Source organism: Mycobacterium sp., from assembly GCF_046095365.1.
Taxonomy (GTDB): domain Bacteria; phylum Actinomycetota; class Actinomycetes; order Mycobacteriales; family Mycobacteriaceae; genus Mycobacterium.
In genome coordinates this window covers 1-20,054 of record NZ_JBJTJF010000179.1, presented here as the reverse complement: position 1 = coordinate 20,054, position 20,054 = coordinate 1, and the positions used below count along the sequence as shown (strand labels likewise).

The following is a 20,054-nucleotide window of genomic DNA, read 5'->3' as shown; positions in this document are numbered from 1 at the left end:
TTGAGAACGCCACGTGGTGGTTGGTACTCGTCGGTTGGGTACTCGATGCAAGTTACCCACCAGTAACCTAAGTGTGACTATACCGGGCGCCGACCCAAACACAAAAGCAGTGTGAGCTAGTTCAAATCAGTGGACGCCCGGGTCTCGGCGACCGGTTCGCCACCGCCCGCCGGTTCCTCCGAATCGGGTAGCTGCGAGACCAGGTGGCCGGCGAGTTCCCCGATCGTCGGGTAGTCGAACACCGCCGTCGGGCTGATGTCGAACTTGCCGCCGAATTGAGTGAACAGCCGGTTGCGGAGTTCCACCGCCATCAGCGAGTCGGTGCCGAGGTCGAGGAATCTGCTGGTTGCGGCCGGAGGCTGGGCCAGTCGCAGGAAGCCCTGCACCTCGCGCTGCAGGAACTCGGCGATGAAGTCCACCCGCTGTGCCACCGGTATCTCCTGCAGCTTGCGGAGCAACTCGCTGTCACCGGAGGCGGCGGTGTCCCCGGTGGGCAACACCTGGTCCAGCAGCGGCGGGCGCATGCCTCCCAGCATCTTCGCGGTCCGCTGCCAGTTGGCCTGCAGGACCGTCGCCTGCGCCGTGCCGTGCCGGATGACCTCACCGAGAGCGGCCAGTGCCGCCGTCGGTTCCAGCGGCATCATGCCCTGGGCGGTGAGGTTGGCGACCGCCGCCTGCGAACTGGCCATGCCGCCGCGGCCCCACGGCCCGAAGTTGACCGCCGTCGCCGGCAGCCCGCGGGCTCGCCGGTGGGCGACCAGCCCGTCGAGCAGGGCGTTGGCGCACGCGTAGTTGGCCTGCGACGGCGAACCCAGAACCGCCGAGGCCGAGGAGTACAGGATGAAGAACTCCAGTTCGTCGTCCTGGGTCAGCCGATGCAGGTGGTGGGCGCCGAGAGCCTTGGGTCGCAGCGTGGTGCGGAACCGGTCCAGGTCCTGCTGCGGCAGCAGCGCGTCGTCGAGCACACCGGCCAGGTGCGCGACGCCGCCCAGCGGCGGCAGCTCCGCGCGGATCCGGCCCAGCAGTTCGGCGGCCTCGGCTTCGTCGCCGACGTCGGCGGCGAACACGTGCAGCCGGCAGTGGAACCGCTCGGAGATGGCGGCGATCGCGGCCTCGGTTTCGGGATCGGCCGCGCGGCGGCTGGTCAGAACGATGTCCCCGGCACCGAGTTGGGCCAGGTAGGCGGCGGTGTGCAGTCCCAGCGCCCCGAGGCCGCCGGTGATCAGGTAGCTCCGATCCGGCCGGGGCGCGAGCGGCTTGGGCATCTGCACCACGATCTTGCCGATGTGCCGCGCCTGTTGCATGCGGCGGAACGCGGCCCTGGCCTCGGTCAGCGGATAGACCTCGGCCGGAACCGCCGTCCACTCGCCCCTGGCCAAACCCTCCGAGAGTTCGACCATGAGCCGCTGGATGTGCTCGGGGTCGGTCATCATCGTCACGTCCAGGGCGACGATCTCGTAGTCGATGTCGGGGCGAACCGCCGCCATCTGCTCACGGGTCCAGATGTCGCGTTTGGCGATCTCGGCGAACCGGCCGCCCTTGGCCGTGGCCCGCACCGTCGCCTCGATGAAGCCCTCATTGGTCAGGCTGTTGAGGACCACGTCGACACCGGCGCCGTCGGTGTCCGCGAGTATCTGGTCCGCGAAATCCGTTGTGCGCGAGTCATAGACGTACTCGACTCCCATATCGCGCAGGGTGGCACGCTTGTGGGCGCTCGCAGTGGCGAAGACGGTTGCGCCGTGGTGGCGCGCCAACTGGATGGCGGCCATACCCACCCCGCCGCTGGCGGCGTGGATGAGCACACGATCGCCCGGCTGCAGCTGTGCCCAGTCGAAGGCGAGCCGGGCCGTCAGCGCGGCTGCCGGCAGTGTCGCCGCTCCCACCGGGTCGACACCGTGGGGCACCGGCGTGAGCAACGGCGCCGGAACATTGAGCCGGCTGGCGAACGCGCCCTGCATGGATCCGAAGACGCGCTGGCCGATCTCGAATCCGGTCACCTCCGGACCGATCTCGGTGACGACGCCGCACAGGTCGCCGCCGATCGGGCCGGGATCTCCGGGGTAGAGACCCAGCACGTTGAGCACGTCGCGGAAGTTCAGACCGGCCGCCTCGACCCGGACCTGGATCTCGTTCGGGGCGGGATGGGACACGACAGCCTCGGTCAGGCGCAGGTTGTCGATCGCGCCTCGCTCGGTCGGCGCCAGCACGTAGTCATCGGTGCGAGGCATCGGCAGGTGCCCGCTGCGGGCCCAGTGCAGCAGGCGAGGCACCAGGAACTTGCCCTGCCGGATGGCCAGTTCGGGTTCGACGACCGGGCTGCCCAGCGCTCCGGCAAGCCAGGCGGTGGCGTCCCGGGTGCCGTCGCAGTCCACCAACCGGCAGCGCAGGGTGGGCTGTTCGGCCATGGCGGTGCGACCGATTCCCCAGAGAGCGGCCTGCTCGGGATCGACCGGTTCGCCGGGCTCTGTCGCGACCGCGCGCTCGGTCACGATCCACAGCCCGCCGGCCAGATTGAGCTTGTCCGCCGCCAGTGCCGCGTGCACGGCGCCGAGCAGTGCGCCGATGTCGGACTCCAGCCGTGCCGTGAGTTCGCCGGTGGCCGGCTCGGCGCCCGGTCGGCCGGAGCCCCGCCAGACGATCCCGGTGACCGGTTCGCCCCGCCCGGCGGCGTCGGCGAAGGCCTGCTGCCAGGCGGCCTCGTCGCCGGCCGGGTCGACGGCCACCGCGCCGGGACAACGGGCCGAGACCGCGTCGAGTCCGGCCGGGTCGAATCCGGCGACCAGCCAGGTGCCGGTCGCGGACCCGGCTTCGGCCTCCGGCGCCGGGGTCTCGTGCCAGCCCAGCGTGTAGAGCAGTCGGGTGGTGTCGCCGCCGAGCCCGCGAAGCAGCGCTTCGCGGGGTGCGCGCTTGACCGTGAACTCGGTGATGCCGCCGAGCCGGCGGCCGTCCCGGTCGACGAAGTCGATGTCGAAGGCCTGCGTCTCGCCCTCGACGCTGCCGCCGTGCCAGCGGGCCCGGCAATAGAACCTCCGGGGCATCTGCTCGCGCAGTTCCACCTGCCCGTAGCGCAGGGGCAGGAACAGGTCGGCGACGCCGTGCTGGGCCGCGAGCAGCGCCGGGAAGGCCGGGAAGGCCACGCCGGTGCACAGGTCCAGCAGAACCGGGTGGATGGGCTCGCCGCCGAGGTGCTCGGCCAGTTCGTCGCCGACGGAGACGTCGCCGATCGCCTCGCCGTCGCCGACCCACAACGATTTCAGCGACGTCGACCAGGTCGGCCCCCAGGCGAGTTCCATCTCGTCGAAGGTTTCGAACAGCTGCTGCGGGCTGGTGCGGGTGAGCCGCTCGGTCACCTCGTCCACCGGTTCGGCTGCGGGTTCCGGCGAAGCCGTGTCGGCGCCGCCGAGCAGGGTGCCGTCGGAGTTCAGCGACCACTCGGCGTCGCGGACGCCGTAGGGACGGCTGTGCACCTGGAACTTCCAGCCGTCGCCTGCTTCGAGCGGCCGCATCGTGAGCTGAACTTCGCGGGATGCCTTCTCGGGCAGGATGATCGGCTCGTAGAAGAACACTTCCTTGACCCGGGCCGGGGCACCTGCCGCGGCCAGGGCCATCGCCGCGTAGGTGGCACCGGGTACGACCACCGTGCCGTAGATGACGTGATGTGCCAACCAGGGTTGGGTCCTGACCGACAGCACATTGGAGTAGACGGTGTCGCCTGACGCCAGATCCTTTGCGCTGCCGAGGATTCCGGACATCCGCACGCCGTCGGCGCCACCAACGGCGAGACCGGACGTCTTCGGCCAGTAACGCCGGCGCTGGAAGGGGTAGGTGGGCAGCTCGAGCCGCGGGTGCGAGGAGTGTTGCCGGGTGGAGAAGTCGGGACGATGTCCGCAGATGTACGCGGCGGCAAGCCCCTCGGTGATCTGGCGCTGCGCGTTGGACCCCTTGCGCAGTGACACGATGGCGGTCGGCGCCGCCGCGGACTCCGGCCAGGTCTGCAGCGCGGCCGCGGTGAGGATCGGCTGGGGCCCGATCTCCATCAGCACCGAGCAGCCCAACGCGGCGACGGTGCGCACGCTCTCGGTGAACTGCACCGGCTGACGGGAGTGCCGGCGCCAGTACTGCGCATTCAGCGGGGTGTCGGCCGTCAGGACCGCGCCGGTGCGGTTGCACACCAGCGGCAGGGTGGGTGCGGCGTAGGTGAACTGCTCGGCGAAGGACTCGAATTCGCCGAGCACCGGATCGAGCAGTTCGGAGTGGAAGGCGTGCGAGGTCTCCAGCCAGGTGCAGCGGGTTCCGTCCTGGCTGCAGGCCGCGACGATCTCCTCGAGGTCCTCGGCCGGTCCCGACAGCACCGTGTTGCGGCCGTTGTAGGCGCCGACGGAGACCCGCGGGAACTTCTCCGCGGAGTGCTCCACGTATTCCGGATCGGCGAACACCGCCACCATCCGGCCACCCGCCGGCAGGCTGCCGAACAACCGGCCGCGTTCGGCGATCAGGCGGGCCCCGTCCTCGAGGCTGAACACCCCCGCCACACACGCCGCCGCATATTGGCCCACGCTGTGTCCGAGTACCACGTCCGGCTCGATGCCCCAGGACTGCCACAACCGGGCCAGGCCCATCTCGACGGCGAATATCGCCGGCTGGGCGAAGGAGGTGTGCCGCAGCGTCTCGGCGGTCTCGCGGTCGCCGGAGAGCAGCACATCCAGCAGGGGGCGTGGCAGCATCGGGTCGACCGCCTGCGCGCAGCGGCGGACCGTTTCGGCGAAAACCGGTTCGCTGTCGAACAACTCGCGCGCCATGCCCGGGTACTGGCTGCCCTGGCCGGGGAAGAACCACGCGGTCGTCGGGGGGTCGCCGCACTCCCCGCGCACCACCCCCGGCCGAAGCCGGTTGGCCACCAGGTCGTCGAGAAGCATGCGGGCTTCGGCGGCGGAGTTGGCGACCACCGCGGCCCGGTGCTCGAAGTGGGACCGGCCGGTGCCGGCGGTGAAGCACACGTCGGAGATCGGGGCGTCCGGGTGGGCCTCCAGCCAGGCGGAGTACCGCTGCGCCAGCGCGGTCAGGCCCTGGGCGGACCGCGCCGACAGCGGCAGCAGGCTCCAGGGTTCGCGCGGAGACTCCGTCGCCGCGGCGTCGTCGGCGAGGTCCTCGGCGGTTTCGTCGGACGCCGCCTGCGGGGCCTCCTCGATGAGCACGTGGGCGTTGGTGCCGGTGAAGCCGAACGAACTGACCCCGGCCCGTCGCGGATGGCCCCCGGCGTTCCAGGGCGTCGGCTCCTCCACGACCCGAACCGGCAGCGACTCCCAGGGAATGTGCGGGTTGGGATTGCGGAAGTGCAGTGTCCGCGGGAGCAGGTCGTGCTGCAGCGACAGCACGACCTTGATCAGACCGGCGACCCCGGCGGCGGACTCCAGATGTCCGATGTTGGTCTTGGCCGTCCCCATCAGCAGCGGATGCTTCGGATCGCGCCCGGCGCCGTAGACCGCCGCGGCCGCCTGCACCTCGATCGGGTCGCCCAGTGGGGTGCCGGTGCCGTGCGCCTCGAGGTAGTCCACGTCCGCGCCGGTCAGGCCCGCCCGGGCCAGGGCCGCCGCGATGAGGCGCTGTTGCGCGCCGCCGTTGGGGACGGTCAGCCCGCTGGAGGCGCCGTCCTGGTTGACCGCGCTGCTGCGGATGACCGCGCAGATCCGGTCGCCGTCGCGCTGGGCGTCGGACAGCCGCTTGAGCACCAGCACGCCGCAACCCTCACCGCGGACGTATCCGTCGGCGGCGGCGTCGAAGGTCTTGCAGTGGCCGTCGGGCGCGAGCATCCGGGCCCGCGACGCCGCGACGACCGAAGCCGGGCTCAGCAGGACGTTGACGCCGCCGGCCAGGGCCATGTCGCAGTCGCCAGCGTGCAGGGCCTGGGCGGCCTGGTGCACGGCCACCAGCGACGAACTGCAGGCGGTGTCCATGGCCACCGCAGGCCCCTCCAGGCCGAGGGTGAAGGACACCCGCCCGGCGATGGCGTTCAGGGCGTTGCCGGTGATGAAGTGACCCTCGAGTTTGTCGACCGAGTCGCCGGACAGCAGGTGGGCGTATTCGTTGGCCCCGACCCCGACGAAGACGCCGGTCCGGCTGCCGCGCATCGACGCCGGCGCGTAGCCCGCCCGTTCCAAGCCCTCCCAAGCGATTTCGAGCATCAGCCGCTGCTGCGGATCCATCCACACGGCTTCGCGCGGGGAGATGCCGAAGAACTCCGGATCGAATCCGTCGACGCTGTCGAGGTATCCGCCGCTGCGGGTGTAGATCTTGCCCGGGGTCTGCTGATCGGGGTCGTAGAACTCCTCGACGTCGAAGCGGTCCTCGGGGATCTCGCTGATGGCGTCCACGCCCTCGGACAGCACCCGCCAGTACGCGTCCGGGTCGGGCGCCCCCGGGAAGCGGCATGCCACCGCGATGATGGCGACCGGCTCGTCGGCCGCGGCGGTCGCCAGCGACGCGGGCTGGACCGCAACTCTGAGCGCGGTCCGTTCGCTGAGGTTCAGCACTTCGCCGAGTAGGTAGTCGGCTACGTCGGTCAGCCGCGGGTAGTCCATCGCCAGAGTCGCCGGCAACTCCCTGCCGACGGACTGCTCGAGTCGGCGGCGCAGTTCGACGGCCATCAGGGAATCCATGCCGAGATCGAAGAACCCGGCTTCCTCGCGGATCTCCGCGGCGTCGATCCGGGTCACCTCCGCGACGGCGTCGCGGAGGAACTCCAGGACCAGTTTCTTGCGCTGCTGCACCGGAGCGGCGGTGAGTTGCTCGACCAGCGCGGTCCTGCCCGACGGACCCTGGGCGGCCGTCACCGTTCCCGGCGTCTCACGGGCGATCTCGTCCAGCAGCGCCCGGCGCCCGGCCTGGAGGTAGATCGGCAGGAACCGTGCCCAGTCGATCCGCGCCAGCACCGTCTGCGGCGTCCGCGCCGCGTTACCGGTGGAGTTGACGGCCAGGACGTCAGCCATCCCGGCCAGGGCGTCGGCGGGGGAGAGGGTGTGAACGCCGCGCAGATCCAACTGGGCTCGGGCATCGCCGTCGGCCATGCCCGAGTCGGCCGATACCGGTCCCAGGTTCACGCTCACAGCCGGGATGCCCTGCTCGCGCAGACGCCAGGTCAGGCCGTCGAGGAAGGCGTTGGCCGCGCTGTAGGCGCACTGGCCGTAGCTGCCCCACACCGAGGAGATCGACGACGTCGACAGGAAGAAGTCCAGATTCAGATCGGCGATCGCCTCACTGAGATACCAGGCGCCCCAGACCTTCCCGGAGAACACCCGATCCACCTCGGCGGTGTCCAGCGTGCCCAGTGGGGTGGTGCCGTTCTCGCCCGCGGCATGGACGATGCCTGCCAGCGGCGGCAGTTCGGCCTCGATGCCCGCCAGCACGCGGGCGACGTCGTGCGGGTCGGCGACGTCGGCCTCGATCACCATCACGGTGCAGCCGTGCTGCTCGCGCAGGGCGCCGATCTGTTGTTGTGCGGCGGCACCGGGCGCGCGCCGGCTTGTCAGCACCAGATTCCGCGCGCCGTGCGTGGCCAGGTGCCCGGCGACCTCAAGTCCGAGGGAGCCGAGCCCGCCGGTCACCAGATATGTTGCGTCGGAACGCAATTGCAGCTGATCAGGCTTCGCCTGGTCGGTGCGGCGCAGTAAGCGCGGAACATAGAACGCGTGCTCGCGCAGGGCGATCTGGTCTTCGCCCGCCGTGGTGGTCGCGACCTGTCTGACGAGCCGTGACCACTCGTCCTCGCTGCCGCAAAGGTCGGCGAGTCCACCCCAGACCTGCGGGTACTCCAGGGCGGCGGCGCGACAGAAGCCCCACAGGATGCTCTGCTGGGGTGATACGTGGTCGGTCTCGCTGACCCGCTGCGCTCCGCGCGTCACCACCCACACCGATCCCGGCAACTCGGCGGCCGCCGCGGCGCGGAACAGCCGCTGCGTCCCGCCCAGGATGCGGTGCTGCATACGCAGCAGCGACCGCATCGACGGTGCGCCGTCGCACTCGAGGGCTGCGACGTGCAGGACGCGCAGGGCCGGTTCGTCCTGCACGGCTTCGCGTAGTTCGGCGACCAGTCGCTGCTCGTCGGCGTCGGTGATCGGCAGTCCCAGGACGCGATGCCGGTGTCCGCCCGCTGTGAGCGCCTCGACCACGGGCTTGAGCACGGCGCCGTCGTCACCGATGAGTAGCCATGCTGCTCCGTCGCCGACTTCGGCGGCAGGTGTGCTCGCGGACTTCTCCCAGCGGATTTCGTAGCGGATGTCCGCTATGGACTGCGCGCTGCGTTGCCGGTTATGTTGCGCAGCAAGCCGTTTGAGCACTTCGGCGGGTGTCTGTGTGCCGTCCGTAGCGCCGAGTAGCGTGGCGAGTTCCTCAAAGCGGCCGTCTTCGAGAAGCTGGATGGCCTCGGTGCGTGCGGCCGTCTCAGGGGCAGGGGAGTGGGCGGCGGTGACCGTCTTGTCCTTGAACCAGTACTGGCGGTGCTCGAAGGGATAGGTCGGCAGGTCGACCTTGTGCGCGGATCCCTGCGCGAGCGCGCCGAAGTCCGGCAGGTGGCCGGCGGCGTAGGCGCCGGCCAGAGCCTCGGTGATCTGGCGGTGGTCGGCTCCGCTCTTGCGCAGCGACGCGATCGCCTTCGGTGCGCCCGCCGGGTCGGGCCATGCGCGCAGGGCGGCGGCGGTGAGGATCGGCTGGGGGCCGACCTCGAGCAGCAGGGCGCAGCCGAGTTCGGCCAGTGTCGCCACGCCCTTGGCGAACTGGACCGGTTGGCGGGAATGCCGGCGCCAGTAGGAGCCGTCGAGTCTGGCGTTGCGCCCGAGGGCCTCGCCGGTCCGGTTGCACACCAGAATCCGCTGGGGCGAGCCGAATTCGAAGCGGTTCGCATACGACTCGAACTCGTCGAGAGCGGGATCCAGCAGGGCCGAGTGGAAGGCGTGGCTGGTGTCCAGCCAGTCGCAGCGAACCCCGTCGGCGGCCAGTCTGGCGACCGCCTGCTCGAGGTCGGCTCCCGGACCGGACAGCACGGTATTGGCGCCGTTGTAGGCCGCGACCGACAGGCTGGGGAAATCGTCGGTGAGACGCTCGACGCGGTCCGCGTCGGCGAAGATCGCCGACATCCGGCCGCCCGCGGGCAGTCCGCCGAAAAGCCGGCCGCGTTCGGCCAGCAGGCGGGCGCCGTCCTCGAGGCCGAAAACGCCCGCGACGCAGGCGGCCGCGTACTGCCCGACGCTGTGCCCGAGTACGACGTCGGGTTCGAAGCCCCACGACTGCCAGAGCCGGGCCAAGCCCATCTCCACCGCGAAGATCGCGGGCTGGGCGTAGCTGGTCTGCTGCAGGGTCGCCGCGCCGTCGGCGTCGAAGATGACGTCGAGAAGGGGTTTGCCGAGCACGCCGGCGACCGCCTCGGCGCAGCGGGTCATGGTCTCGGCGAACACCGGTTCGGTGTCGAACAACTCCCGGGCCATGCCGGCGTACTGACTGCCCTGCCCGGGGAACAGCCAGGCGGTCTTCGGCGGATCGGCGCTGTCGCCGCGCACCAGACCCGGGGCCGGCCGCCCGTCCGCCAGCGCTGCGAGCAGTTCGCGTGCGGACTCCAGCGAGTTGACCACGCACGCCGCGCGGTGCTCGAGGTGCGCCCGCCCGGTCCCGGCGGTCAGGCAGACGTCTGCCAGCGTGGCGTCCGGGTTCTCCAGCAACCGGCTGCGGTAGTTCTCCGCGGTCTGAACCAATGCGTCCGGGGTGCGCGCGGACAACGGAAGCACCGCGTAGCGGCGGGCGTCTGCGGGCTCCTCCGCCACCACCGCGGTAGCCTGCGGCGCCTCCTCGATGATGACGTGGGCATTGGTGCCGGTGAATCCGAACGAACTGACCCCGGCGATGCGCGGCCGCCCGGTGCGCTCCCAGGCGGTCGCCTCGTCCACCACCCGGACCGGGATCCGGTCCCACGGGATGTGCGGCGACGGGGTGCGGAAATTGAGGTGCCTGGGCAGTTCGGAGTGCTCGAGCGCCAGAACCACCTTGAGCACGCCGGCCACGCCGGCGGCGGCCTCCAGGTGGCCGATGTTGGTCTTGGCCGAACCGATCAGCAGCGGATGTCCCGCGTCGCGGTCCCGGCCGAGCGCGGCGGCCGCGGCCTGGACCTCGATGGGGTCGCCCAGCGACGTGCCGGTGCCGTGCGCCTCGAGGTAGTCGATATCGGCGGGGGCCAGTCCGGCGGACTCCAGCGCCTCGGTGATGACCCGCTGCTGGGCCACACCATTCGGCACGGTCAGGCCGCCGGACGCGCCGTCCTGGTTGACCGCACTGCCGCGGATGACGGCCCTGATCCGGTCGCCGTCGCGGATCGCGTCCTCGAGGCGCTTGATCGCGATGACGCCGCAGCCTTCGCCACGCACATACCCGTCGGCGGCCGCGTCGAAGGTCTTGCACCGGCCATCGGGCGCGAGCATCCGCGACTGCGAGAACGCGATCATGGTGGCCGGGGTCAGCAGAACGTTCGCCCCGCCGGCCAGGGCCAGGTCGCACTCGCCCAGCCGCAGGGCCTGGCAGGCCTGATGAATGGCCACCAGAGATGAGCTGCATGCGGTGTCGACGCTGACGGCGGGACCCTGCAGGCCGAGCCGGTAGCTGATCCGGCCGGCCCCGGCCGCCCCCGAGGTGCCGATCGCCAGGTAGGCCTCGAGCTCGGGATAGGTCAGGACGTCGGAGGCCATGCCGAGGTAGTCATGGGTGGCCAGACCGACGAAGACGCCGGTGCGGCTGTTGGCCAGGCTCGTCGGTGAGATACCTGCGTGCTCGACCGCCCGCCAGGCGGCCTCCATGAGCAGCCGGTGCTGGGGGTCGATCCACTTGGCCTCGCGGGCCGAAACCCCGAAGAACGGGGCGTCGAACCCGGTGACGTCGTCGACGAAGCCCGCGCGGCGGGTGACGACTTTGCCGGGAGCGGCCGGATCCGGGTCGAAGAACTCGTCGGCATCCCAACGGTCGGGCGGTACCTCAGAGACCGCGTCGCGGCCGTCGTGCAGCAACTCCCAGTACTGGTCGGCGTCCGCGGCGCCGGGCAGGCGGGCCGCGTAGCCGATGATCGCGAAGCGGGGCTCCTGCTCCGCCGGACGGTCGGTCATTGACATGAGGTTGTTCAGCTCCCCGCCTAGGCCGGTGAAGTTCGATGCCACGCGGGAGACAACGTCAACTCCGGAAACGGCCATGTTCCGGCCATGGCCCAGCCACGGCCGGCTCCATCTCCCAGCGGCCAGTATGGCATGGGCGTTGCTGAACGGACGGGTCGGCTGTTCGGCCGCCCCCGGCCGGGGAGCCCCCGGGCCTGACCGGGCAGTTAGGCCTCCAACTGCTCTCCGCCCTGCGCTGGTCTGCCGGACGCACCGGCGACCGCCTTCGCCGGGGGGTTATGTTGGTTTCGCCGGCGCGGCGGCCAGCCGGCGGCCGCGGGATCACTAGCAGGGAGCCGAATTGCAGATCGGGAAAATTACGATCGGCACAATTGACGACTGGGCGCCGAGTCCTGGTGCGTTGATTTCCTGGCACCCGACCGCCGCCGCCATGGCCAAGGCCGGGCAGGCCCCCGTCAGCGAAGTGCCGGTCAGCTTCATGCAGGGGCAGCACATCCGGGGTGTCTACCATCAGGGGGCCGCCGGCCTCGACTACTCGCGCCAGATCATTGCCACCTGTGAAGTGCCTGGTCAGTGCGATATTGACGCCATGAATCATGCCATCAACGCCTACCTGCGCCGGCACGACACCTACCGCAGCTGGTTCGAGTACGACGGCGACGGCGACATCGTCCGGCGCACGATCGCCGATCCAGAGGACATCGAATTCGAACCCGTCGACAACGGCCAGATGAGCGCCGAGGACGCGCGCAAACATATTGTCGGCATCCCCAGTCCGATGGAGTGGGGCTGCTTCTCGTTCGGAATCGTGCAGAGCAGCGATCATTTCGACTTCTACGCCAGTATCGACCACGTCCACGGCGACGCCGCCCTGATCGGGATCACCATGCTCGAGGCGCACGGGATGTACTCGTCGCTGATGCTGACCGGGCAGCCGATAGAACTTCCGGACGCGGGCAGTTTCGATGATTTCTGCCTGCAGGAGCGTGAGTACACCTCGAGTCTGACCGTCGATTCACCGGAGGTTCGCGCCTGGATCGAGTTTGCCGAGAACAACCACGGCACCCTGCCGGAGTTTCCGCTGCCGCTGGGCAACGCGCAGGAACCGACTGTCGCCGACATGGTCGGCGAGATGCTGTTGGACGCCGAGCAGACCGACCGGTTCGAAGCGGCCTGCACAGCGGCGGGGGTGCGCTTCGTCGGCGGCCTGTTCGCCTGCGCCGCCATGGTGGAGCACGAACTGACCGGGGCGGCCACCTATTTCGGGCTCACCCCGAGGGACACCCGCAGGACCTCGGACAACTTCACCACCCAGGGCTGGTTCACCGGACTGATCCCGATCACCGTCCCGATCGCGGCGACATCCTTCGCCGAGGCCGCCTGGACGGCCCAGGCGTCCTTCGACTCCAACCTGAATCTGGCGAGGGTTCCCTACTACCGGGTGCTGGAGCTGGCCCCCTGGCTGGAAAAGCCGCGCCCGAACTTCCCGGTCTGGAACTTCCTGCACGGCGGTGCCGCGCCGCTCAACGCCGTCATCGCCGCGGCCGACATGGGCTACTCGAACAACATCGGCATCTACTCCGACGGGCGATTCAGCTATCAGCTGACGATCTACGTCTTCCGGTACGAGGCCGGCACCGCGATGTCGGTGCTGTACCCCGACAACCCGATCGCCCGGAAATCGGTCGCCCGTTACATCGCGACGATGAAGTCGGTGTGCGAGCAGGTGGCCGACACGGGTCACTGGGGGCGCTTTGGCTAGGTGCGCCCGGAGGTCCGCGTGCGACGTCTAGCCGGTTTCGTCGTGCGGTGGCCCTTCGCGGTCATTGCGCTCTGGGTCGCGTTGGCGGTAGCGCTGCCGTTGTCGCTGCCGAACCTCAACGACATGGCCCAGAAGCATCCGCTGGCCATGCTCCCGGGTAACGCGCCGTCCAGCGTCGCCGCCCGGGAGATGACCGATGCGTTCGCCGAGGCGGGCACCGACGACCTGCTGCTGGTCGTCATGACCAACGAGCGCGGTCTGGGCCCGACCGACGAGGCCACCTACCGGAAACTGGTGGAGGCGCTGCGCCGGGATCCGCGCGACCTGGTGATGGTGCAGGACTTCATCGCGACGCCGGCCCTGCGCTCCTTCATGACCAGCAAGGACGGCAAGTCCTGGGTGCTTCCCCTGGGTCTGTCGGGAGCACTGGGCACGCCGGATTCCTACGCCGCATTCACCCGGGTGGCCGACATCGTCGAGCAGAACACGTCGGGCAGCGCACTGGAGGTGCACCTGGCCGGTCCGGCGGCCACCGTCGCCGACCTCACCGTCGCCGGTGAGCGGGACCGGCGGCCGATCGAGATCGCGATCGCCGTTCTCGTGCTTGCGGTGCTGCTGGTGGTGTATCGCAATCCGATCGCGATGCTGCTGCCCCTGATCGGCATCGGCGCCTCGCTGGTGATCGCGCAGTCCGCCGTCGCCGGCCTGTCCGACGCCACCGGTCTGGGCGTGTCGAACCAGGCCATCATTCTGCTCAGCGCGATGATCGCCGGCGCCGGAACCGATTACGCCGTGTTCCTGATCAGCCGCTACCACGACTACGTGCGCCGCGGCGAGGCCTCCGACGACGCGGTGCGAGACGCCCTGGCATCGGTGGGAAAGGTGATCGCCGCATCCGCCGCCACCATCGGGATCACCTTCCTGGCGATCAGCTTCGCCAAGATGGGGGTGTTCTCCACCGTCGGGGTGTCCTCGGCGATCGGCGTCGCGGTGGCGTTCCTGGCCGCTCTGACGCTGCTGCCGGCCATCCTGACCGTCGTCGGGCGGCGGGGCTGGATCAAGCCGCGCCGCGAGTTGACCACCCGGTTCTGGCGGCGCTCGGGGATACGCATCGTGCGCCGGCCGCGCACCCATCTGGCGGCCGGTGTCCTGATTCTGGCCCTGCTGGCCGGCTACGCGGTATCCGGCCGGTACAACTACGACGACCGCAAGGCGGTGTCACCGTCGGCGCCCAGTTCGGCCGGCTACGCGGCGCTGGAACGTCATTTCGACCTCAATCAGTTCGTGCCCTCCTACGTGCTGATCCGTTCGCCGCACAACCTGCGCACGCCGCGCAGTCTGGCGGACCTGGAGCAGATGGCCGAACGCATCAGCCAACTGCCCGACGTCGCCCAGGTCAGCGGTATCACCCGTCCGATGGGGCAGGTGCCGCCGGAGTTCCGGGCCACCTATCAGGCCGGCCTGGTCGGCGGTCGGCTCAGCGACGGCTCGGCGATGATCACCGCGAACATGGACGACCTCAATCGGCTGTCCTCCGGCGCCGACACGTTGGCCATCGGCCTGGGCGACGTGCGCGGTCAGGTCAGTGAACTGGCGGCCAACGTCCAGGGGATGGTCGATGCGTTCGACGCCCTGAAGTTCCGCTACGACGGCGACACGCTGGTCAGGAACGTCGAAGTCGCGGCGAAGCTGGTCGCCGCGGTCAACGAGCTCGGTCTGTCGATGGGCGTCAGCTACTCCAGGGCCAGGGATCTGCTCGGTTGGGTCGGCCCGGTCCTGATGGCTCTGCACGGCAACGTGGTCTGTGACCTGAACCCCTCCTGTGCCGAGACCCGCGGTCACTTCCAGAGCCTGGTGGACGCACGCAACAACGGGACCATCGACAGGATCAACGACCTGGCGCGTCAGCTGGCCTCGATGCAGGACGACCAGTCGCTGACGACAACGCTGACCCGGTTGAAGGATGCCCTGGCCAGTGTGAAGACGGTGATGCGCTCCATGGGCCTGGACACCCCCGACGAATCGCAGAGCACCCTGACCGGGTTCCGCGAACAAGCCGACCGCGCCGCCAGCGGGAGCCGGGAGGTGGCGGCCGGCGTGGATCGGGTGGTCGATCAGATCGAGGTGATGCGAAGCGGACTCGACCAGGCCGCCGCGTTCCTGCTGTCGATGAAGACGCAGGCCGCGGCGCCGTCGATGGCCGGCTTCAACATTCCCCCCGAGGTTCTCGACCTCGAGCAGTTCAAGGCGGCGTCGAAGATGTTCATCTCACCCGACGGGCGCTCGGCGCGGTATCTGGTGTTCACCAGACTCGACCCGCTCAGTTCCGCGGCGATGGATCAGGTCAACACCATCGCCGAGACCGCCCGTGCCGCCCAGCCGAACACCACCCTTGCCGACGCCTCGATAACCATGGGCGGCTATCCGGTCGCGCTTCGCGACACCCGCGACTACTACCGCGGTGACATCCGGTTCATCGTCGCGGCCACCATCATCATCGTGCTGCTGACGCTGATTCTGCTGCTGCGGGCGATCGTCGCGCCGCTGTACCTCGTCGGGTCGGTGGTCATCTCCTACTTCGCGGCGCTGGGGATCGGCGTGCTGACGTTCCGGTACGGATTCGGCGAGCAGTTGCACTGGACCGTGCCGCCGCTGGCTTTCGTGGTGCTGGTCGCCGTGGGCGCCGACTACAACCTGCTGTTCGCCTCGCGACTGCGCGACGAGTCTCCGGCCGGAACCCGCTACGGCATCATCCGGACGCTGTCGTCGACCGGAGGCGTCATCACCGCCGCCGGGTTGATCTTCGCCGCGTCCATGTGGGGTCTGCTGTTCTCCAGCATTGGTACGGTGGTCCAAGGCGGCTTCGTCATCGGTGCCGGGATCCTGCTGGACACCTTCCTGGTGCGGACCGTCCTGGTGCCTGCCCTGGCCACGCTGCTGGGACGGGCGAACTGGTGGCCGTCACGACTGACATCGCACGGGAGCGTTCGAGTATGAAGACGCTGATCACCGCAGTGGCCATCGGCCTGGCAGCCTCGGTGGGCCCCCTGGCCGCGAGCGGCGTCGCCAGTGCCGACGACACTTCGACGGACGTTTCGCCGGTGGGGGTTTCGGAGCAGGGCACCGCCACCACGCTGGAAGGCACACCGCCGCGGGGGTACGGGCTCGGCGGTGCCCATGTGGCCGGGATTCCGTACGACGAGTACATCCGCATGACGGGTGCGCAGTGGTTCCCCGGTCTGCAGCGCCAGAAGATCGACTACTGGGCCGGCCAGGTCCAGGGCCACACCCTGGAACGGCTCTTCCCGGGCATCGATCAGGCGTTTCCGGGCTACGGACTGGACGGCCCGAGCATCGGCGAATCGGTCGACCAGGGCGCAGGCAACGTCATCGCGACGGTGAACGCCGACGGTCCCGGCACGGTGTTCGGTCTGTCGGAGGGGGCGATGGTGGTCAATGCCGTACAGGCCCGCCTGGCCGCCGACCCCAACGCTCCGCCGCCCGACCGGCTCACCTTTGCGGTGTTCGGGGATCCGATCGGTCAGCACGCTTTCGGCGAGGGGTGGCTCCGGCAGAACTTCCCGGTGGGCGGTTTTGTCCCGTCGATGGATTTCGTCATCCCCCCGCCGGTCGAAAGTCAGTACGACACATACTCTTTCGTCTCCGCCTACGACAGCATCGCCGACTGGCCGGACCGGACGGACAACTGGATGGCGCTGGCGAATTCGATCGTCGGTCTGGCGACCGGCCACACCGCCGTGGCCTTCACCAACCCGCGCAACGTTCCGGCCCGGAACATCCGGACCACCGTCAACTCCCGGGGCGGCAAAAAGACCACCTTCATGATCCCCGAACAGCATCTGCCGCTGGTGATGCCGTTCAAGTACGCCGGGGTCGACGAGCACACGCTGAACAGACTCGATGCGGTCCTCCAGCCGATGATCGACTCCGGGTACTCCCGTAACGACGATCCGGCTACCGCACCGATCACGGTGGATCCGGTCAACGGCTACGACCCCGCAGAGGTGACCGCGCCGGCCACCACCGCGACCTACGGAGAGCAGGTCGGCACCGATCCGCTGTCCCAGATGCTGGCGTTGCTGAGCAGTTTCGGCTCCGGGCAGGGGTAGACCCGCTCATACCGTGAGCAGACCCGCGGCCAGCAGCACCCCGCCCACCACCGCCAGCAGCGCCGCCACCTCCTGTCGCCGCCGCGCCCGCACCCAGCCGTTCAGAGCGGTCATGACCGCCCGGGTGCGCTCCGGGGCGACCAGGTAGGCCAGCAGAGGGATCTCGACGAACGCGAAGGCCACCACGGTGAACACCAGCAGTGCGGTAAAGCGGGTGGCGGTGGTGATGTCCGCGGTGGCGATCACGGCCAGAGCGGCCAGGTAGTCCGCCGACGGCAGCGCAATCCCCAGTCCGGCCACTCCGGCGACCCACGGCGACTGGCCCGCCATCAGCCCGGTCAGCCAGGCCGGCGGGGTACGCGGCCGTCCGGTGGTGAGGGCCAGCCACCCGGCCGCCAGCAGGGCCGCCACCCCAAGGACGATCTGGACCGTCGGCGCGCTGCCCCGCGCGGAGTCCGGCAACCGTGACCCCACGACCCCCAGCACCACCGCCCCCACCGTCAGGCCCATCAGAAAGCCCCCGCACAGGAAGGCGGCCAGTTGGAGCTGCGGGCGCGGGCGGTTGAGCATCAGCACCGTCATCCCGATGCGAAACGGCTCCAGGCTCACTGCCACAGCCATCACCAGGAGGGTGATCCACATCGGGGCGTCGGCTACGCGTCCAGCCGCACGAACCGCCCCTGCCGGTGCTGCTCGACGCAGGCCGACCGGCGGATCTTGCCGCTGGTGGTGGTCGGGATCGACCCGGGTTCCACCAGCACGATATCGGAGACCTGCAGACCGTGCGCACGTGAAACCGCTGCGATGACATCGGTTTTCACCGTCTCGAGCTCGTCGCGATCGTCGCGTCTCTTCAGTTCGATGATGGTGACGAGTTTCTCGGTCTGCTCGTCGGATACCGCGATCGCCGCCACCCGCCCGCGGGTTATCTGCTGCACAGTCGCTTCGATGTCCTCGGAGTAGTGGTTACGCCCGCGGACGATCAGCATGTCCTTGATCCGCCCGACGATGAACAACTCCCCCTCGGAGATGAAGCCCCGGTCCCCGGTGCGCAGCCAGTCCGCCTCGGGCGTGCCGTCGACGAGGGTGGCGCCGAACGCCGACCCGGTCTGCTCGGGTTTGCGCCAGTAACCGGCCGAGACGTTCTCGCCATGGGTCCAGATCTCGCCCACGGTCCCGGCCGGGCATTCCCGGCAGGTGTCGGGGTCGACGATCCTCAGCAACGGCGAAGCCGGTAGGCCGTACCGCAGCAACGGCGCGCCGCCGGGGGTGCGCACCGCGGGTCCCTCGGTGAGTTGTTCGGCGTCGAACTCGACGACGTCGGGTGCACGGCCGCCGGCGCCGCTGGCCACGTAGACCGTCGCCTCGGCCAGTCCGTATGAGGGCAGTACCATCTCGGGACGGAAGCCGACGGCGGAGAATCGCTCGTTGAACCGGACCAGGGTGGACGGGTGGATGCGTTCGGCGCCGTTGATGATGCCGATGACGCCCCCGAGATCGAGACCCGCCATCTCCTCGTCGGTGGTGCGGCGGGCGGTGAGGTCGAAGGCGAAGTTCGGCGCCGCCGAGAAGGACAACTCGTGGCGGGACAGGGCCTGCACCCACCTCGCCGGGCGCGCCAGGAACGCCAGCGGACTCATCAGGTCGCCCACCCGGCCGGCGAGGATCGGCGCCGCGATTCCCAGCATCAGCCCCATGTCGTGATAGAACGGCAGCCACGAGACGAGCCGCGACCCCGGCGGCAGCATCCCGCCGTGCTCTGACATGTAGTCGGGTATGAGTTGCTCGAAGTTCGCATAGAGGTTCCGGTGCGAGATCATCACCCCGGCCGGCAGCCTCGTCGACCCTGAGGTGTACTGAAGGTAGGCGATGTCGGGACCCGGAGGAATCTCCTGCTCGACCGCCTGGTCGCAGTCCAGGTCCATGGTGTCCACGGCCAGAACCGCGATCACCGCGGCGCCGTCGTCGACGTACTGCGCGGCGAGGTCGAAGACCGCGGTGGTGGTCAGCACCACCGTCGGCGAGGTGTCGGTCACCACGGCACTGACCCGCTCGTCGTGGGAGCCGGGAACCGGAACCGCCAGTGGCACCGCGATGAACCCGGCCTGCATGGCCCCCAGGAAGGCGACGATGAAGGGCAGGCCCTGCGGCGCCAGGATCAGGGCCCGGTCACCGGGTGAGCCGTGCCGGCTCATCTCGTGGGCGACGTTGAGGGTCCGGCGATACAGCTGCGACCAGGTCAGGCTCTCGGCGACGCCGTCCCAGTCGTGGTCGTAGTCGGTGAACGTGAAAGCGAGGTCGTCCGGGGTCTGCGCAGCGCGTTCACGCAGCACAGACAGGATCGAGACGCTCGCCATGGCCCTCAGGCTACTCAACGGCCGATCAGCGGTGTCCGGCGTGTGAAGATAGTTGAGCTATGGGCGACACGGAGTTGACCCCCGCCGCACTCCGCGAGGCGTTCAGTCACTTCCCCTCGGGTGTGATCGCGGTCGCCGCCGAGTCGGCCGGAGAGCGGCTGGGCCTGGCCGCGAGCACGTTCGTACCCGTCTCGCTGGAGCCGCCGCTGGTGTCGTTCTGTGTGCGGAACTCCTCGGAGACCTGGCCCAGGCTGCAGAGTCTGCCGGTGCTGGGGATCAGCGTGCTCGCCGAGCAGCAGCACGAGGCGGTGCGCGCGCTGGCCGGTCGGTCCGGTGACCGGTTCGCCGGCCTGGAGACGGTGACCTCTCCGGCCGGTGCGGTGTTTGTCAAGCACACCTGCGTGTGGCTGGAGAGCGCGGTGGAACGGCTGGTACCCGCGGGGGACCACACGATCGTCATCCTGCGAGTCAGGGACATCACGGTGAACCGGGAGGTTGCGCCGATCGTGTTCCACCGCAGCGGCTTTCGCTCCGCCGAAGGAACTGCAGCCCGGCGAGTACCGGATGGCACAGATGGACGTGGAGCGCTCCCAGGAGTTCCGCAAGTGCATCGAATGCTTCCTGTGCCAGAACGTCTGCCACACCATCCGGGACCACGAGGAGA

General features: G+C 69.5%; 6 protein-coding genes and 2 pseudogenes. 5 read left to right on the top strand and 3 right to left on the bottom strand.

The features are described from left to right. Positions 1–116: 116 nt before the first annotated feature. Positions 117–11,141, bottom strand: a complete 11,025-nt coding sequence (locus ACKOQ4_RS13595; protein WP_526292683.1) for a type I polyketide synthase — start codon at positions 11,139–11,141, stop codon at positions 117–119. A 340-nt stretch (positions 11,142–11,481) separates the two neighbouring features. Between ACKOQ4_RS13595 and ACKOQ4_RS13590 the strand changes: the two genes are divergently transcribed. Genes ACKOQ4_RS13590 through ACKOQ4_RS13580 form a run of 3 tightly spaced genes read left to right on the top strand, consistent with a single transcriptional unit; the run spans position 11,482 to position 17,033 of the window. Further along, positions 11,482–12,903: a condensation domain-containing protein gene (locus ACKOQ4_RS13590; RefSeq protein WP_526292681.1), complete on the top strand. Its 1,422-nt coding sequence runs from the start codon at positions 11,482–11,484 to the stop codon at positions 12,901–12,903. An 18-nt stretch (positions 12,904–12,921) separates the two neighbouring features. Continuing rightward, the gene (locus tag ACKOQ4_RS13585; RefSeq protein WP_526292679.1) at positions 12,922–15,900 is read left to right on the top strand and encodes an MMPL/RND family transporter; all 2,979 of its coding nucleotides are present in this window, start codon (positions 12,922–12,924) and stop codon (positions 15,898–15,900) included. Continuing rightward, on the top strand, positions 15,897–17,033 hold the full coding sequence (locus ACKOQ4_RS13580) for a PE-PPE domain-containing protein (RefSeq protein ID WP_526292677.1): 1,137 nt from the start codon (positions 15,897–15,899) through the stop codon (positions 17,031–17,033). The genes ACKOQ4_RS13585 and ACKOQ4_RS13580 overlap by 4 nt, the downstream gene beginning before the upstream one ends. 6 nt (positions 17,034–17,039) lie before the next feature. On the opposite strand, the gene ACKOQ4_RS13575 is transcribed toward ACKOQ4_RS13580, so the two are convergent. Next, a complete protein-coding gene (locus tag ACKOQ4_RS13575; RefSeq protein ID WP_526292675.1) occupies positions 17,040–17,675 on the bottom strand; it encodes a GAP family protein in 636 nt (211 codons plus the stop codon). A gap of 11 nt (positions 17,676–17,686) precedes the next feature. Beyond that, positions 17,687–19,390: a fatty-acid--AMP ligase gene (locus tag ACKOQ4_RS13570; protein WP_526292673.1), complete on the bottom strand. Its 1,704-nt coding sequence runs from the start codon at positions 19,388–19,390 to the stop codon at positions 17,687–17,689. Between the two features lie 59 nt (positions 19,391–19,449). Between ACKOQ4_RS13570 and ACKOQ4_RS13565 the strand changes: the two are divergent. Both ACKOQ4_RS13565 and ACKOQ4_RS13560 read left to right on the top strand, forming a co-directional pair. Next, positions 19,450–19,920 (top strand): annotated as a pseudogene (locus tag ACKOQ4_RS13565) (flavin reductase family protein); the annotation flags it as partial. Next, positions 19,913–20,054 (top strand): annotated as a pseudogene (locus ACKOQ4_RS13560) (succinate dehydrogenase/fumarate reductase iron-sulfur subunit); the annotation flags it as partial. The pseudogenes ACKOQ4_RS13565 and ACKOQ4_RS13560, both read left to right, overlap by 8 nt.

Bases quoted from the DNA above. Each gene is read 5' to 3' on its own strand.
- ACKOQ4_RS13595 (WP_526292683.1), bottom strand. From the start codon at position 11,141: ATGTCAATGACCGACCGTCCGGCGGAGCAGGAGCCCCGCTTCGCGATC.
- ACKOQ4_RS13580 (WP_526292677.1), top strand. From the start codon at position 15,897: ATGAAGACGCTGATCACCGCAGTGGCCATCGGCCTGGCAGCCTCGGTG.
- ACKOQ4_RS13575 (WP_526292675.1), bottom strand. From the start codon at position 17,675: ATGTGGATCACCCTCCTGGTGATGGCTGTGGCAGTGAGCCTGGAGCCG.
- ACKOQ4_RS13570 (WP_526292673.1), bottom strand. From the start codon at position 19,390: ATGGCGAGCGTCTCGATCCTGTCTGTGCTGCGTGAACGCGCTGCGCAG.